We start from the raw sequence: 16,209 nt of genomic DNA, 5'->3' as shown, positions 1-16,209 counted from the left end.
ATTCGTGACAATTATCATTATTGAATGTGTAAATCAATCGTGTCGATTATAATACTAATGAGGTGTTTGAAATGTTAATAGATAAAGCAACAACATTTATCCAAACGATGTATTCTGAATTAAATTATACGCAAGATGAAATCGATAATAGAATTAAAGAAATTAATCATGAGATTCTAAAAACAGGTACCTACACGCATACATTAGAAGAATTAACTTACGGTGCCAAAATGGCTTGGAGACATTCAAATCGCTGTATCGGTAGATTTTTTTGGGAGTCACTTAATGTCAAAGATGCTAGAGATATTAATGATGAAACACATTTTTTAGAAGCTATTGAAGACCATATTATCAAGGGAACTAACGACGGAAAGATTAAACCTTATATAACGATTTTCAGTCCTGACGAACCTCCTAAGATCTACAATAATCAATTAATACGTTATGCAGGTTATGAGAATTGTGGTGACCCATCTGAACGTGATGTAACGACGCTAGCACAGCATTTGGGATGGCAAGGAAATGGTGGAGACTTCGACGTATTACCCCTCATTTATCAAATCAATGACGGACCAATTAAATATTATGAATATCCTAAATCCATAATCAAAGAAGTCATAATCGAGCATGACCGATACCCTAAATTGAAAGATTTAAATTTAAAATGGTATGCAGTACCTATCATTTCGAATATGGACTTACAAATTGGCGGCATTACCTATCCTACTGCACCATTTAATGGCTGGTACATGGTTACTGAAATCGCAGTTAGGAATTTTACTGATAGCTATCGTTATGATTTATTAGAAAAAGTTGCAGAAGCGTTCGAGTTTGATACACTTAAAAATAATTCTTTTAATAAGGATAGAGCACTTATCGAACTTAATTACGCTGTTTATCATTCATTTAAATCACAAGGTGTATCAATTGTGGATCATTTAACAGCTTCTAAACAATTTGAAATGTTTGAAAAGAACGAAACAAAGCATCAGAGAGAAGTAACAGGTAAATGGTCATGGTTAGCACCACCTATTTCACCGACGCTGACTAATAATTATCATCATGGTTATGATAATACGATGCGAGATCCAAACTTTTTCTATAAACAATCAAGTGAGACAAAGTGCCCCTTCCATTAACACATCAATAGAGGTGAAGGCATGCAAATATATTATTTAGGTCCAAAAGGTACATTTTCCTATTTAGCTTCTCAAAAGTTTGTTAATCAAAATCAAATACAACATTATGACTTTATACCCAAAGCCAATTTATACGAAGTGATTAAATATGTTTCTCAAGATACTGCTTCAATAGGCATTGTGCCAATTGAAAATTCAATCGAAGGAACAATTAATATCGTTGCTGATTCACTTGCACAGCAAAATGTTTACGCACATGGTGAATTACATTTAGATATTGATTTTGCTTTATACGGTAAAGCTGGTAGTCAAATAAGTGATATCAAGAAAGTTTATTCTATAGCACCAGCCATTAGTCAAACCTCAAATTATATTATGAAACATCAATTTGATTACGATTATGTTGATAGCACTGTTAAAGGTTTGGATATGATTAATGACCATATTGGGGCTATTGCTCCACTAGCTAGCGGAAATGATTATGATTTTGAAATTTTAGATACACATATCCAAGATTTTGCTCACAATGCTACACGATTTTTAATCATTAAAAACCATGATAATTTCGATAGCAATACGAATACGTCAATGTTTTTAATCACACCAAAATACGATAAACCCGGCCTTTTAGCGAGTATATTAAATACATTTGCTTTATTTAATATTAATTTATCATGGATTGAATCACGACCACTTAAGACTAAGCTCGGCCAATATCACTTTTTTGTTCAAGCAGATGCTCCTATATCACAAGATGTCAAAAAAGTCATAACTATCCTTAATACACTTGATTTTGAAACTAAACTTATTGGTTCATTTTATAAATAAGATAATAAAGAACGCTTCTCCCATACTTTAAGATCTAGGGAAAAGCGTTTTTGTATTATTTTATGTTTTCTACATTCTTTTTTTCTATAGACACTAAATGATCATCTTGATTCAATGTTAAATCATCGATATCTTCGAGATGTATTTTTTGAGATTTATCATTAAATGTATTGCCTGCAATAAATATTTGCGTATGTTTCACATTATTATAACTTCTAATGTGTATAGCATCCTTTTCCATTTTCCCAATAAATTCGTTGCCAATCACATTAAAATTAGAACCTGCTTGTGTCCCCATGTCTTTACCAGTATAAGGATCCGCTGCGTTTTTACCATCTTTGACACCTAAAAAACGTATGCCCCCTACACAATTTATGAACTTGTTTTTAGATATAAATGTATTTTGAGATTTTAGTGGCGTTAGTGCATATTCTTGAATGTGATCAAACACATTGTCTCTGATATGAATATTTTCATAATATCGATGATATCGACTCGCATGTGATCCTATCGCCCTATTCCAAGGTTTCATGTTAGGATCATCTGACGGTCCAAAATAACAATTTTCTATAATGGCATTTTTAGTTATCGTCCCATCGGTGGTACCAAACTTCGGAAATGCACCTGGCACTTGGATATCCAATTGTACTGCTTCCGAAAAGAATCTATCACCATCAATATCTAAGAAACCTTCAAAAGAACAATTCGCTATCCTTAATCCATTTAAGCCACACGCATCTATGGCATGCCCACCTACAATATTTTTAAAAGTCACTCCTATAAATTGAATGTCTTCTGCATGTCCCATGCATATAGCTGTATTGTTATATGGAAAATTAGAGCCATTCATATCAAATGTACCACCTTTAATATGTATATGACTATTTCCTCTATATTCATGATAGAAAATATAGGGTTTTCCATTCTTTAACAGTGCATCTTTGCTATATCTCAATAATACTGTTTCATCATCTAAAAGCAGTGTTGTAGAATCATAAATCACTAACGCTTTGCCAATATGATACGTCCCTTTTGGGATATACACCGTATGTTCACCATTTTTTGCTTTGTTCAATGCTTTTTGAATTGCTTTAGTATCTTTTACTTTATTTTGACCTTCTGCGCCAAAATCTTTCACATTTATGAACATCCAATTTCTCCTTTGTTTCATATTTAATTGTAGTCCTCTTGATAAATATATATACTATGATTAATCTTATAAAACATTTTTTAAGCATATTAGATGAATTTTTAATTAACTTAATGAAATTGAATGACAGGATTGTAAACAATAGTTATGTTTATGTTGGGAAGGATGTTATTGAATGGAGAAAAAGGCTTTAATTGTAGTAGATTACTCAGTGGACTTTATTGCACCTGACGGAAAGTTATCTTGCGGAGAACCTGGACAAAAATTAGAAACATTTATAACAGATCGCATCCATCGCTATATTGAAAATAATGACAATATCTTTTTTATGATGGATTTACATTACGAAAATGATAATTATCACCCAGAATCTAAGCTATTTCCACCCCATAATATTGCAGGTACCTCAGGACGACAACTCTATGGTACTGTGGGAGAAATTTATGAAGCGAATAAACATCAAAGCAATATGCATTACTTAGATAAAACACGTTATGATTCATTTTACGGTACACCTCTAGATAGTTTATTACGCGAAAGAACAATTAACACATTAGAAATCGTTGGTGTTTGTACTGATATATGTGTGTTACACACTGCTATTTCTGCATATAATTTAGGTTATAAGATACATGTACCGAAGAATGGCGTCGCTTCCTTTAATCCATCTGGACATGAATGGGCATTAGATCATTTTCAAAACTCATTGGGCGCAGAGGTAGAAGAATAAGCTATAGTCATGCTAAAATAACTATATAATATCAATAAAATAACTAATGAATAAGGGAGACATTTATCCATGGCAAACACTTACATTTTTGGACACAAAAACCCAGATACTGACGCAATTTCATCAGCTATTATTATGGCTGACTTTGAACAATTAACAGAAAATGCAGGCGCTAAAGCCTATCGCTTAGGTGAAGTTGGGGCTGAAACTCAATATGCATTAGATCACTTTAAAGTAGATGCACCAGAATTATTAGAAGATAATTTAGATGGTCAAGATGTTATTTTAGTTGACCATAACGAATTCCAACAAAGTGCTGATACAATTGCCGATGCCACAATTAAACATGTTGTAGATCATCACAGAATTGCAAACTTTGAAACAGCTAGCCCTCTTTATTACAGAGCAGAGCCAGTTGGTTGTACAGCAACAATTCTATACAAAATGTACAAAGAACGTGGATTTGAAATTAAACCTGAAATTGCTGGACTTATGATTTCTGCAATTATTTCAGATAGTTTATTATTTAAATCTCCTACTTGCACTGATGAAGATGTCAATGCAGCTAAAGCTTTAAAAGATATAGCAAACGTCGACTTAGATGCTTATGGTTTAGACATGCTTAAAGCAGGCGCTTCTACTACTGATAAATCTGCTGATGTATTATTAGATATGGATGCTAAATCATTTACTATGGGAGATTACGTAACACGTATTGCTCAAGTTAACACAGTTGATATTGATGAAGTATTAGATCGTAAAGAAGAATTAGAAAAATCTATGCTAGAATCAAGCGCTGAAGAAAAATATGATTTATTCGTTTTAGTTGTAACTGATATCATTAATAGCGATTCTAAAATTTTAGTTGTAGGTGCTGAAAAAGATAAAGTTGGCGAAGCATTCAACGTTAAATTAGAAGACGATATGGCATTCTTAACAGGTGTTGTATCTCGTAAAAAACAAGTTGTACCTCAAATTACTGAAGCTTTAACTAAATAATTTTATTAGTAATAAATGTATTTGATTGTATTGAGCCTGGGACATGATTTAATGTCTCAGGTTAATTTTTTATATTAAAATTAATTATTTTTGTGGTAATCGGGTAAAGATATGTTAAGCATTTTTTCTTGAGAATATTGTTATCTCAAATCCAACTTAAGGAGGTTCAACTTTTGAATTCAATTGATCAACTATTTGAAAATAGCAAAGCTTTTTTCAAAACACATCAAACTAAAGATATTAAATTTAGAAAACAACAATTAAAGTTGTTAAGCAAGAGTATTAAACATCATGAAAACGAGATACTTGAAGCTTTACAAAAAGATTTAGGTAAAAGTAATGTTGAAGCATATGCTACTGAAATTGGTATATTGTTAAAAAGTATTAAATTAGCCCGTAAAGAGCTTAAAAATTGGTCTAAAACAAAACAAGTAGATACACCACTTTATCTTTTCCCTACAAAAAGTTATATCAAAAAAGACCCTTATGGCACTGTTCTTATTATCGGTCCCTTTAATTACCCAGTACAATTAACATTTGAACCATTAATCGGTGCGATTGCAGCTGGCAACACAGCGATTATTAAACCATCAGAACTAACGCCTCATGTATCTTCAGTCATTCGTAAAATTGTTGAAGATGTTTATAAACCTGACTATATTGCTGTAGTTGAAGGTGGTATTGAAGAAACAGACCACCTTATTCACTTACCGTTCGATTATATGTTCTTCACTGGTAGTGATAAAGTAGGTAAAATTGTTTATCAAGCTGCAAGTGAAAACCTCGTTCCTGTAACACTTGAATTAGGTGGTAAATCTCCTGTAATTATCGATGAAACAGCTAATTTAAAAGTAGCTAGTGAGAGAATTGCTTTTGGTAAATTTACAAATGCAGGTCAAACATGTGTTGCTCCAGATTATATTTTAGTAGATCGAAAAGTAAAAGATGATTTTATCAAAGCATTAAAACAAACCTTAAATGAATTTTATGGAAAAAGCATTCAATCTAGTCCAGATTTTGGCAGAATTGTAAATCAAAAGCATTTTAATCGCTTAAACGAATTACTACAACAACATAAAAGCAATATCATTTTTGGTGGTCATAGTGATGAATCTGATTTATTCATCGAACCCACTATTATTGATGATATTCAAACTTCAGATTTAATTATGCAAGAAGAAATATTTGGTCCATTATTACCAATCATCAGTTATGATCAATTTGATGAAGCTTTTGAGATAATCCAGTCTCGTCCTAAACCTTTAAGCCTTTATTTATTTAGTGAAGATGAAAATTCAACGCATCGTGTACTTAATGAACTTGCCTTTGGTGGCGGCGCAATTAACGATACATTGATGCACTTAGCAAATCCCAATTTACCATTCGGCGGCGTAGGTCTATCGGGTATTGGAAACTATCACGGCAAATACTCATTTGATACATTTTCTCATGATAAATCATATACTTTTAAATCGACACGTTTAGAGTCGAGCCTATTTTTCCCACCTTATAAAGGCAAATTTAAGTATATTAAAGCATTTTTCAAAAATTAAAAAGTAGATCCCATAAGCGATATCGCTTATGGGATCTATTTTTTAGAACATGACACAAACGCCTTCTGGTGCCTGAGTTGATTGATCTTTTAAAGTTAATGTACCTGTTTCTTTATCTCTTTCGAATACCGTTAATTTAGAAAGGCCTTCTTGATGTGCACAAATTAAATAATCATCTGATTCTGTGATATTAAAATCTCGTGGGAATGCATCGCCACTTTTGACAATATCAACCAATTCAAGTTTAGCTCCGTTTTCTAACACTTTGTAAATTGCAATGCTATCATGACCGCGATTACTTACATATAAGAACTGTTGGTCATGAGATAAATGTACTGCTGCAAGTTTAGTTGCACCATCAAAATGTTCTGGAATTGTTAAATGACGTTCTAATTCTTCAAAACGCCCATCTTCATATTGAGTCACGCTAACAACATTTGATAATTCATGTACGACATATGCATATTTTCCATTTTCATGGAATGCAATATGACGCGTACCATCAGCTGCATTAAATTCTGAAACAGCATGTTCTTTCAAACCATTTTCACTAAATGTGTATGACACAAGTCGATCTGTACCTAAATCAGCTGCTACTACATATTGACCATCTGGTGTCTCGTTTAAAAAATGCACATGAGGATGTTCTTGTCTTTCATGAGGTCCAAGTGGATAGTCATGCGCTAGTTCTTGAATTAAGCTCTCTATTTCACCAGTAGTTGGATTTAATTGATAAATTCGAGCTAACCCTGCACCATAAACCGCTTCAAATAAAAACTCACCATTTGTCGATACTTGAACATAACATCCTGTGCCATTTTGAGAATCCAAACATTTATTGATTAATGTTAATTCACCATCTTCCGCTATTTTAAAACTTGCGACACCACAATTGTCTCCTTCTTTTGTAATAGCATATAGAAAAAGATTATTTCTTGTTACATATGTTGATGCTTCTAGTTGATAACCAGTCGCTACTTCAACTATTTGTCCCTTTTTTTCATCTAATTCAAATTGATAAATCCCTTTCCCATTCTTCTTCGTATATGAACCAATATAACCTTTAGTCATTTCGTCAACGCCTCCTTATCACTTATCTCTATTCTATTAAAATTATATATATAAAGACAAACGTTTGGGCATGATTTTAGTCATAAACCTCTATACTTAAATTTTATTTGTTGATAACCACACATGATTCTATCGAAATACCACTTGCAAAACAGAACGTACGTTCGTATAATAGAAGTATAAATATTGAGGTGATTGAAAGATGATTACGGATTTAAATAATAATCAATTGGACTATCGACATATTCCACGCAATCAATTGGATAGAAATATCCCGAAAGGCCGCGGCATGGTTAAATGGGCACCTTTTGCTACCTTACCTGAACAATTTGAAACGATTCATCAATATATCATAGATCAAAATAAGGTTGATCGCCCTGTACTTTCTGATGATCAATTATCTGATTTGAATTTTCGTTTACATCAGTCCTTGCAGTTAAATCAGCCAGTAGTTGTACAGTATTATGATGACGGATACTTTAAATCTATCGAACTTAATATTGAACGTATTGATGCTATAACTTTTGAAGTTGAAGGCTATCCATCTCATTCTTCTGATAAATTCAAACTTTCTTTATTAGACATCGTGCGTATTTCCCCTACTTAATTTCTTTTCAAACTCAAGCAAATAAAAAAGCCACTGATGACAATTTCATCAGTGACGCTTTCATTAATTTAATCTTTAAATTAATTATTATTTTCGATATCTGAAACGATTTCTTTAGTTTTTCTTTCGATATCTTCAAAGTCTTTTTTGAAAATATAAGCAAATGCAACTACACCTACACCTACAACAACTGTAGTGATAGCTACTAAACTAAATACAAATTTAAATAAACCTTTAATAAAGTTCCACATTAAAATTCACCTCTATATTTTATATGCATATCTACAATACATTATGATAGCATATTTATCGTTATCAATAAATACATACCCTTTTTACTATTTTTATAAGCTCTCTTTATAAAAATTTTTATGATAAGATATAACTATAAAAAAGACGACTGATTTATTCATCAGCCGTCAGTGCAATATTATAATTATTTATGCCACCAATTATAAATTGCGCCTTTTATATAATCATATTTGCTACGCATGATATCACCCCAAAATAAATTATTTCTCAATGCTATCAGTAACTAATTACAATTTTATTATATATATAATTACATAAAATAACAATTAATGTAACATTAACATTATATTACAAAGTGTAAATTTTGATTAAGGAGTACTTTCATATGCAAAGCGTTCAATCTGAAATTATGAGCTATAGAGGTTCACATTATGATTTAGGCGTACAAACCGCCAAATGGTTAAAACAAACTGACCTCTTGAAAAATAGAGAAAAAGAATGGAAAAAGCGAATTCCTAGATTTGATATAGATATTAACGAAACACATTCTATTTTTCAAACGTATGCACCTAAAATTTGGGAAGAACTCATGGGTATGCAGGATGTATTAAAGTTACCAACACGTCAAATGATTTTAAACTTTGCACATTATCGTTTTACTGATTTAAAAGAAAGTGGTTGTACCGTATTTAACGGGGCGGATTATTTAGTAAGAAATTATGATTATCATCCTGCTACTTATGATGGCAGATATTTATTATACCAACCAAATGATGGCGGATTAGCACAAATTGGTCCAACATCAAGAGTAACTGGACGTATGGACGGTATGAATGAAGCTGGTTTAGTAATGGCATATAATTTTATGCATCGTAAAAAACCAGCAAATGGATTCGTTTGTTATATGGTAGGTAGATTAATATTAGAACTCTGTAAAAATGTCGACGAAGCGATTCAACTGTTAAAAGAGATACCACACCGTAGTTCTTTTAGTTATATTTTAATGGACCAATCTTTAAATCATGCCATCGTAGAAATTACACCACGAGATATCAATGTTAGATATGATACTATTTGTACAAATCATTTTGAATTACTAACGCATGAAAATAGAAATTATACTAAAGAATCTAAAGAACGATTAGCACGCGTCATTAATCAAACACATACACAACTTGATAAGCATCAAGCATTCAAATTATTTAATGATCCACAATACGACATATATAGCAAACTTTTCAACAGTTGGTCTGGTACCATTCATACATCGATGTACGAACCACAATCACTTACGGCATGGATGTCTTTAGGTGAGAATCAGATACCTTCAAGTATAGATTTTAATGCTTGGCTTAAAGGCGAAGAGCTCACGCAAAGAACATTTGAAGGCGTCATTGATACAGATTTAACTTTTGCCACACATTAAAAAAGTACAAAACGAGAACAATTAAACTTGTCTCGTTTTGTACTTTATCTTCCTTTATTTTATAACTATATCCCCATCAACTGTATAGAATTCAAGAATATTGTCACTCTTACCTACTTTACTTTCATGAAAATGTTTATTCTCAATTAAAGCCTTTCCTTTACCTGGTTGTAATTTCAACAAAGTATTTTCTGGTTTATCTTTATAAGAATAATGAATATCACCTTTTTTAGTAGAAGCCTTGATATCGCTTCTTGGTGACATACTATTAAAATAAATATCTCCTTCTCCTAATAGAAAAATAGAATCGCTAATATTACTATCATAAACATTTATAAACCCACTATTTAGATTTACATTATTATTTTTTAAAGTAGATTTTTTAATTAAAAATTGTGAGCTATTAGCCTTAATATCTGAATCATTAACATTTAGATTTTTAAATTTCACATAACAATTGGTACTCAGTAAATTTAAATGATTAGTAGTAATATTATCTACGTTCAAATGACCACCTTTAGATACATAAGAAAAAGCATTTAATTTTCCATTTGGCACTTCGATAACAATCTGATTGTCATCTTTTCTAAACGGATTTAAATTAATAGCGTAGCCTCTATCAACATTTTTCACTTCTGAAATTTTCAGTGTTTTATTCTTGTTAACTAAGTTTACTTTATTATCCCCATTATATTTCACTTTAAATTTAGAGCCTTTAACCACCTTAACATTAGTATATTCTGTGTTTATTGATATATTTTTAAAATTAGAGTTAGGATAGGATTTATTAATTTTCGTTTCTTCATAATTCTGTTTTTCAAAGGTGAACCAGCAAACTGTAGCACCTATAAAGAAAACAAGAAAAATGATAAGACCTGAAAACATTATCTTTCTCATCTTCGAACGCTTCCTTTAACTGTTTTAATATACCATCTCAAATATTTTAGAATGAGTCTATATATCGTTTCTAATACTTTAAATGTTATAACAATCAACATTAATCCGAGTCCTGTATAGGCTATTGAAAAAAGAATATTACTTACTGAATCATGTATACCTTTATATAAAGACGATAAGACTAAAATTAAAGGTGCACAAATTAATAACACGGAAACAATAAACAAAATAACGAATATCATACATATGAAAAACACTGGAATTAATACTAAAAATACTGATAGCAAACCTAAACTTAATGAAGCCGTAACAGCTCGTAACGTATTATGAAATGTTGGTTTATATTCAGCATATTCAATCGCGCTATGCGCTTTGACCTGTTTAGCTATATCATTAGGCTCTTTTAACGCTTTAACTATTTCCGCTTCAGATTTACCTTTCAGTTCCTCTTCATAAAAGTAATGTTCATAATCATACATTTTTTTATCTTTTTCTTTGCGAGGTAGTTCGTCTAATGAGACTTCTAATTCATTCAAAAATGTAATTTTATCCATAGTATTGTCACTCTTTCGATCTATTTTTTCAATTAGTTGCAATACTAATGTTCAACTATTTAGTTACTTACTAAAGAATTCAATCCGCTTCACGATATCATCTTTATATAAAATACTTAATTTCATATGATGTTCACGATCTCGATAAGTTATTGATTGATAGTTCTTACCTATTTTACTTTTTTGATAATTACTACCTAAATCATTAATAACTTCATCAATATGACTCCCAATTCTAACACCAAAATTTGTATGTATCTCTTTATCTTTAACAAGTACAATGCCTTTAACAACGTGTTTCTTTTTATGTACTTTAACTGTTAAATCATCATACTTTTTATGATTATAAAATGTGTAACGATCTACTTTAATATTTTTATTTACATTAAAATCCTTTTTATGAAATTGTTCATTTAAATGTATCCCATTTATTGATGCACTTGATAAATCAACGGTTTTTATATTTTTATAAAATGAAAGACCTATCAGAAGTAAAATGGCTAATATTAAGAATAGCGTACTAATTATCCATCGATTCTGTATGCGCAAAGATGTTCACCACTTTCAACTTATTATAATAAATATAGCATAAGGTGTATTTAGTTTCATCTCACGGTAGGTATTTGCTAAAATGAGAGAATTTTTAAAATATTTTAATTTATTTACATTATGAAAATTGGTATAATATATAAAATGATTAAAGGAGGTTTTTTCGATGACCAATTTAGAAACATATTTTAAAAACAGTCAAGACATCGGACCTTATATTGAGCAGATGCAAGACAATAAAGACAATCTCGTTTCAATTTATGATTCCTTTAAGTTACCTGAAGATGATGAAAGATTACAGAAATTAAAATCATCTAACTATTCTAAAGTATTGGTAATTACCGAAGACTGGTGTGGCGATGCCATGATGAATCTTCCAATACTTAAACATATTGCTGAAGCCCTAGAATTAGAAGTCAAAGTGTTCCATAGAGATGATGATACACATCTTATAGACCAATATTTAACAAATGGAAAATCACGTTCAATTCCTATTTTTGTATTTTTAAATGATAATTATGAACAAGAAACAGTTTGGGGTCCACGTGCTAAAGAAGTTCAATCATTTGTTACGAATTTACGTGAAGATACTTTACCAAGTAAAGATCACCCGGATTATGAAGATAAAGTTAAAGAAACACATTTAATTATTTCAAATCGATATAAAACAGATTCCACATTCTGGAAAGCAGTTTACAATTCAATTATTGATCAAATGCTTTATAAATAACACCTATATATAACGAAGCTATTTGAGTAAGATAGCTTCGTTTTCTTTTGAAATCTCCCGTTTTAACGCCTTATTCTCTCTTAAATTAAAATATTAAAAACCGGGACTATCAAGCCCCGGTAATCACTTATTCTAAATATCTCTTTTAGCTGCATATAATACATTAACAATAAATAGCACTACGATTGATGCTATAGAAATAAACCATTGCCAATGTGTAAATGAAACATCGGACTCAGTCATTTTTTGAGTTAAATATGTGAATGGAATGTATTTAAATGACTTATGAATGTCATCACCGATGTTTGGAATTAAACCTACTAGCGGTTGGATAAATGGCACAATTAATAATAAGAAAATGCCTAACGTAAATATAACAGCTGGTTTTTCAACTGCTAATGTAATTAAAAATAAAAATAATCCAAAGAATAGGAAAAAGATAAGATAGAACCAAATGTTAGTTAAAAAGTTATCTCCGTCAATACTTTTACCTTTAGTTGTAGATTCAATTACAATAATCACTATATATTGAACAAGTGTAAATAAAAATGAAATTAGAATCATTGAAATTGTTTTAGCAACAATATAGCCAATTCTACTACTCATTTTGTTCATATATAATTGAATTGTTCCTTGTGAGTAATCTCGAGTAATTGTTTTGATAATAAATAATAAACCTGCAAATAAGAATAACCAATTGGCCATGATAAATACCATTGTATAGTCCACTTTGTGTCCAGGACTATAATTTGCCATCATGACAGCTTGAAAGACAGTTAAACCAATGACAAGTATAAACGCAATGTACGTGAGCGGACTTTTAAAAATACTAATTAAATCATGTTTTACTAATTGTAAAGATCTCATTATTTATCACCTCTTTGATTAATATTAAAGTAAGTATCACGTAATGAACTTTTACGTGTTTCAATATATTTAGGATAAATATTGAGTTTTGCTAATGCTTCAAGTACATCTTTATAATTTTTTTGCGCTTTGATTATGATTTCTCCATTTTCTTTATTAGACTGTTGAACATGGAATTTTTCTGTTAACATTTCTAATGCATTTTGATAGTCTTCTGTATCGATTGAAATAATCGTACTATCTTTTGGTCCACCATCTTTCATATTGACATCTTGTACGAATGTACCATCTCTTAAGAATACAGCTCTATCACAAATGAGTTCAATGTCCTCTAATTTATGACTAGAAATCAATATTTTCATTTCTAACTGTTTAACCAATGATTGAATCGTCTTCAATACGTCAATCGAACCATCTGGATCCATACCATTTGTAGGTTCATCTAAAATAAGGTATTTTGGTTTATTCATTAATGAAACTGCTATAGCTAATTTTTGCTTCATACCCATTGAATATTTTTTCACTTTTTTCTTGATATAAGGTCTCATACCGAATGCATCAATGATGTGATCCGCATATTCTTTATCGAATCCTTTACCTAATACTTGTGCAAATAATTTTAAATTATATAAACCTGTTTTATTATCATATAGTTTAGGATGCTCAATTAAATAACCAACATTTTCATTATTAGGTAAATTAACTTTCCCCTCATAATTAATAATATTCCCATTCATTACTTTCATTAGTGTTGTTTTACCTACACCATTTTTACCGATTAATCCTACGATTTGACTGTTTCCAAAATCAAAATCAATATGATCTATAACAGTATTTTGGCCATATTTTTTTGTTATTTGTTCTAACTTCATTGTAGACCTCCTTTAAAGTGTATGTTTCTTAATTTTATTTAGTTGTAAAACGTAATTAATGATTAAAACTATAATACTTAATAGTACAAATCCATAATTTAAAAAATAAGAGTAAAATTGTGGAATTTGACTATGATTTAAAAATATATAATTAATTAAAATCAAGGTGACGGATAATAGAAATGGTAATGCGAACATAATCAAAATGATATAAGCAATATATGATACTCCCTCAGTTTTATACTCAGTACTTTTTCTAAAAGCTACTGGTATCGATAAGAAGTTCGCTACAATATAGGCATATGTAGTTGAGAAATATATTGCATTGGTTTGAATAGAATCTGATTCATAACCGTATAAAGTAATCACAATTGCACCAAATAAAGTAAAGAAGATACATGTTAAATAATTGGCGTTTAACATATTCTTCTTGGATACTGGTAAACTTCCAAAAAATAAGTTTGATCGATTCCCACCTAATCGTCGATGAAATCTAAACAAATGACCAGCATCGAGTATAGACATTATCATTAAAATTAATCCAAGCGGTATTGCCATAACAGAATTCATGAGCGGATTAGGTTTCATTATGAAGCTATATATTGGATAAAATACAATCAATGCTATATACAAAATAAGAGTCCAGTATCTTAATTTAATATTTCTAATTAATAATTGCTTCATTTTTTATCCTCACTTTCTAAAGTAAGGGGCTCATATGATTTACTCTTAAATTTTTCTAAATAAATCATTAATTCTTCTATACTCGGATTTTGAACTTCAATATCATTTCCGAATATTTCTTTAAATGTTTGTGCATGTCGTGTTAAAGCTGTATATCCAGTTTTCCTAGTTTCTCTGTAGATTAATAATTCTTCCAATTCTTCATCTAAATCATTATGATTACCTTTAATAATTTGAAATTTACTCATTAACGATTCAATTGAATCATTTAATATCATTTCACCGTCTCTGATATATACTAAATAATCAGCAATCTTTTCCAAATCTGAAATAATATGTGTAGAAATGAAAACTGTCTTATCTTCATCAATTAGTTCTTGTTGAATAATTTCTAATACTTCATTTCTTACAATTGGGTCCAAACCCGAAGTAGGCTCATCCAAAATAAATAACTCAGCATGATGGCTAAATGCAATAGCCAGTGACAATTTCATCTTCATACCATTAGAAAATTGATTGATTTTCTGATTATACGGTAAATCAAATCTACTTAAATAATCATTAAACAAATAACTATCCCAATCTTGATAAAAAGGAGAAATGATATTTTCTAACTTTTTTATAGTCCATTTTTCATTAAAGTATGTTTCTGAATAAACAAAGCCTATTTTATTTTTTATCTTAATAGGATTCGTTAACATACTGTCACCTAAAATTGAAATGCTTCCACTATCGTATTGTAATAAATCCATAATTAATCGTATGACTGTCGTTTTCCCTGCACCATTAGCACCAATAAATCCTGTAACAAATCCTTGAGGCACATTGAATGATACGTCCTTCAATTTAAAGTTCCGTCTAGAATAATTAACATGGTTCAATTCTATAGCATTCATTATTCTTCCTCCTCATAAATTAAGGAAAGAATTTCTTGTAGTTCTTCTAAAGACATGCCAATTGTCTTTGCTTCTTTCGTCATTGATTTTGCTAAATTTTCAATCACAAAGAACTGCTTTTCCTTTAGAATTGAGTTATCCTGTTCTTTCACAAACGTTCCCTTGCCTCTAATCGTAGTAACAAAACCATCTTTTTCCAAATCTTCATATGCGCGTTTGGTTGTAATTAAACTAACTTGTAAGTCTTTTGCTAATTCACGCATAGATGGTAAATGTTCACCAGAAGAAACGTATCCTTTCAAAATGTTCTCTTTAATTTGTTGTTTGATTTGTTCATAAATGGGATATTCACTGGTGTTCTTCAAAATAATTTTCATTGATGTCCCCCTTTTCTTCTGTATATAA

Annotated in this window: 19 protein-coding genes; 8 read left to right on the top strand and 11 right to left on the bottom strand. The window is 30.4% G+C overall.

Annotated elements, in window-relative coordinates:
• The first annotated feature begins 71 nt into the window (after positions 1 to 71).
• Together ACJQQZ_RS10860 and ACJQQZ_RS10855 are read left to right on the top strand one after the other, a co-directional pair.
• Positions 72 to 1,139: a nitric oxide synthase oxygenase gene (locus ACJQQZ_RS10860; RefSeq protein ID WP_124227755.1), complete on the top strand. Its 1,068-nt coding sequence runs from the start codon at positions 72 to 74 to the stop codon at positions 1,137 to 1,139.
• A 21-nt stretch (positions 1,140 to 1,160) separates the two neighbouring features.
• Entirely contained in the window at positions 1,161 to 1,967 is an 807-nt protein-coding gene (locus tag ACJQQZ_RS10855) for a prephenate dehydratase (RefSeq protein ID WP_124227756.1), read from the top strand.
• A gap of 55 nt (positions 1,968 to 2,022) precedes the next feature.
• Here ACJQQZ_RS10855 and ACJQQZ_RS10850 read toward each other — a convergent pair whose 3' ends face one another.
• A complete protein-coding gene (locus tag ACJQQZ_RS10850; RefSeq protein WP_002452259.1) occupies positions 2,023 to 3,117 on the bottom strand; it encodes a glycosyl hydrolase family 28-related protein in 1,095 nt (364 codons plus the stop codon).
• Positions 3,118 to 3,292: 175 nt separating this feature from the next.
• Between ACJQQZ_RS10850 and ACJQQZ_RS10845 the strand changes: the two genes are divergently transcribed.
• The 3 genes from ACJQQZ_RS10845 to ACJQQZ_RS10835 all read left to right on the top strand — a co-directional run bounded on the left by ACJQQZ_RS10845 (position 3,293) and on the right by ACJQQZ_RS10835 (position 6,399).
• Positions 3,293 to 3,847, top strand: a complete 555-nt coding sequence (locus ACJQQZ_RS10845; RefSeq protein ID WP_124227757.1) for a cysteine hydrolase family protein — start codon at positions 3,293 to 3,295, stop codon at positions 3,845 to 3,847.
• Between the two features lie 69 nt (positions 3,848 to 3,916).
• Positions 3,917 to 4,846, top strand: a complete 930-nt coding sequence (locus tag ACJQQZ_RS10840; RefSeq protein WP_124227758.1) for a manganese-dependent inorganic pyrophosphatase — start codon at positions 3,917 to 3,919, stop codon at positions 4,844 to 4,846.
• 173 nt (positions 4,847 to 5,019) lie between these two features.
• On the top strand, positions 5,020 to 6,399 hold the full coding sequence (locus tag ACJQQZ_RS10835; RefSeq protein WP_124227759.1) for an aldehyde dehydrogenase: 1,380 nt from the start codon (positions 5,020 to 5,022) through the stop codon (positions 6,397 to 6,399).
• Positions 6,400 to 6,441: 42 nt separating this feature from the next.
• Here ACJQQZ_RS10835 and pglS read toward each other — a convergent pair whose 3' ends face one another.
• Entirely contained in the window at positions 6,442 to 7,470 is a 1,029-nt protein-coding gene (gene pglS / locus ACJQQZ_RS10830; RefSeq protein WP_075778954.1) for a 6-phosphogluconolactonase, read from the bottom strand.
• A gap of 202 nt (positions 7,471 to 7,672) precedes the next feature.
• On the opposite strand from pglS, the gene ACJQQZ_RS10825 reads away from it, so the two are divergent.
• Positions 7,673 to 8,077 (top strand): YolD-like family protein, encoded by a 405-nt coding sequence (locus ACJQQZ_RS10825; protein ID WP_124227760.1) that lies wholly within the window; start codon positions 7,673 to 7,675, stop codon positions 8,075 to 8,077.
• A gap of 80 nt (positions 8,078 to 8,157) precedes the next feature.
• On the opposite strand, the gene ACJQQZ_RS10820 is transcribed toward ACJQQZ_RS10825, so the two are convergent.
• Positions 8,158 to 8,328, bottom strand: coding sequence for a hypothetical protein (locus ACJQQZ_RS10820; protein WP_002466153.1), 171 nt, complete (start codon positions 8,326 to 8,328; stop codon positions 8,158 to 8,160).
• A gap of 386 nt (positions 8,329 to 8,714) precedes the next feature.
• On the opposite strand from ACJQQZ_RS10820, the gene ACJQQZ_RS10815 reads away from it, so the two are divergent.
• Positions 8,715 to 9,755 carry a C45 family autoproteolytic acyltransferase/hydrolase gene (locus tag ACJQQZ_RS10815; RefSeq protein ID WP_124227761.1) on the top strand — a complete coding sequence of 347 codons (1,041 nt, stop codon included), beginning with the start codon at positions 8,715 to 8,717 and terminating at the stop codon, positions 9,753 to 9,755.
• Positions 9,756 to 9,809: 54 nt separating this feature from the next.
• Here the strand turns inward: ACJQQZ_RS10815 and ACJQQZ_RS10810 are convergent, their stop codons facing one another.
• The 3 genes from ACJQQZ_RS10810 to ACJQQZ_RS10800 all read right to left on the bottom strand — a co-directional run bounded on the left by ACJQQZ_RS10810 (position 9,810) and on the right by ACJQQZ_RS10800 (position 11,755).
• Complete coding sequence (locus ACJQQZ_RS10810) at positions 9,810 to 10,652, bottom strand: DUF4097 family beta strand repeat-containing protein (protein WP_124227762.1); 843 nt, start codon at positions 10,650 to 10,652, stop codon at positions 9,810 to 9,812.
• Positions 10,649 to 11,206, bottom strand: a complete 558-nt coding sequence (locus tag ACJQQZ_RS10805) for an HAAS signaling domain-containing protein (RefSeq protein ID WP_002452237.1) — start codon at positions 11,204 to 11,206, stop codon at positions 10,649 to 10,651. The genes ACJQQZ_RS10810 and ACJQQZ_RS10805 overlap by 4 nt, the downstream gene beginning before the upstream one ends.
• 63 nt (positions 11,207 to 11,269) lie before the next feature.
• Positions 11,270 to 11,755, bottom strand: coding sequence for a hypothetical protein (locus ACJQQZ_RS10800; protein ID WP_002452236.1), 486 nt, complete (start codon positions 11,753 to 11,755; stop codon positions 11,270 to 11,272).
• A gap of 166 nt (positions 11,756 to 11,921) precedes the next feature.
• Here ACJQQZ_RS10800 and ACJQQZ_RS10795 point away from each other — a divergent pair, with 166 nt between their 5' ends.
• Positions 11,922 to 12,485: a thioredoxin family protein gene (locus tag ACJQQZ_RS10795; RefSeq protein WP_075778959.1), complete on the top strand. Its 564-nt coding sequence runs from the start codon at positions 11,922 to 11,924 to the stop codon at positions 12,483 to 12,485.
• A 132-nt stretch (positions 12,486 to 12,617) separates the two neighbouring features.
• Here ACJQQZ_RS10795 and pmtD read toward each other — a convergent pair whose 3' ends face one another.
• From pmtD to pmtR, 5 genes are read right to left on the bottom strand one after another with little or no spacing between them, the layout of a single operon-like run.
• On the bottom strand, positions 12,618 to 13,352 hold the full coding sequence (pmtD, locus tag ACJQQZ_RS10790) for a phenol-soluble modulin export ABC transporter permease subunit PmtD (protein ID WP_002452234.1): 735 nt from the start codon (positions 13,350 to 13,352) through the stop codon (positions 12,618 to 12,620).
• Positions 13,352 to 14,224, bottom strand: a complete 873-nt coding sequence (gene pmtC, locus ACJQQZ_RS10785; RefSeq protein ID WP_002452233.1) for a phenol-soluble modulin export ABC transporter ATP-binding protein PmtC — start codon at positions 14,222 to 14,224, stop codon at positions 13,352 to 13,354. The genes pmtD and pmtC overlap by 1 nt, the downstream gene beginning before the upstream one ends.
• Positions 14,225 to 14,236: 12 nt before the next feature.
• The gene (gene pmtB / locus ACJQQZ_RS10780; RefSeq protein WP_124227764.1) at positions 14,237 to 14,908 is read right to left on the bottom strand and encodes a phenol-soluble modulin export ABC transporter permease subunit PmtB; all 672 of its coding nucleotides are present in this window, start codon (positions 14,906 to 14,908) and stop codon (positions 14,237 to 14,239) included.
• Positions 14,905 to 15,804, bottom strand: coding sequence for a phenol-soluble modulin export ABC transporter ATP-binding protein PmtA (gene pmtA / locus ACJQQZ_RS10775; protein ID WP_124227765.1), 900 nt, complete (start codon positions 15,802 to 15,804; stop codon positions 14,905 to 14,907). Before pmtA ends, pmtB begins: the two co-directional genes overlap by 4 nt.
• The gene (pmtR, locus tag ACJQQZ_RS10770; protein ID WP_002452230.1) at positions 15,804 to 16,181 is read right to left on the bottom strand and encodes a PSM export ABC transporter transcriptional regulator PmtR; all 378 of its coding nucleotides are present in this window, start codon (positions 16,179 to 16,181) and stop codon (positions 15,804 to 15,806) included. Before pmtR ends, pmtA begins: the two co-directional genes overlap by 1 nt.
• Between the last annotated feature and the right edge of the window lie 28 nt (positions 16,182 to 16,209).

This window comes from Staphylococcus sp. KUGN1 (genome assembly GCF_045984185.1).
Classification (GTDB): domain Bacteria; phylum Bacillota; class Bacilli; order Staphylococcales; family Staphylococcaceae; genus Staphylococcus; species Staphylococcus warneri_A.
This window is presented reverse-complemented; position numbering and strand designations above follow the sequence as displayed.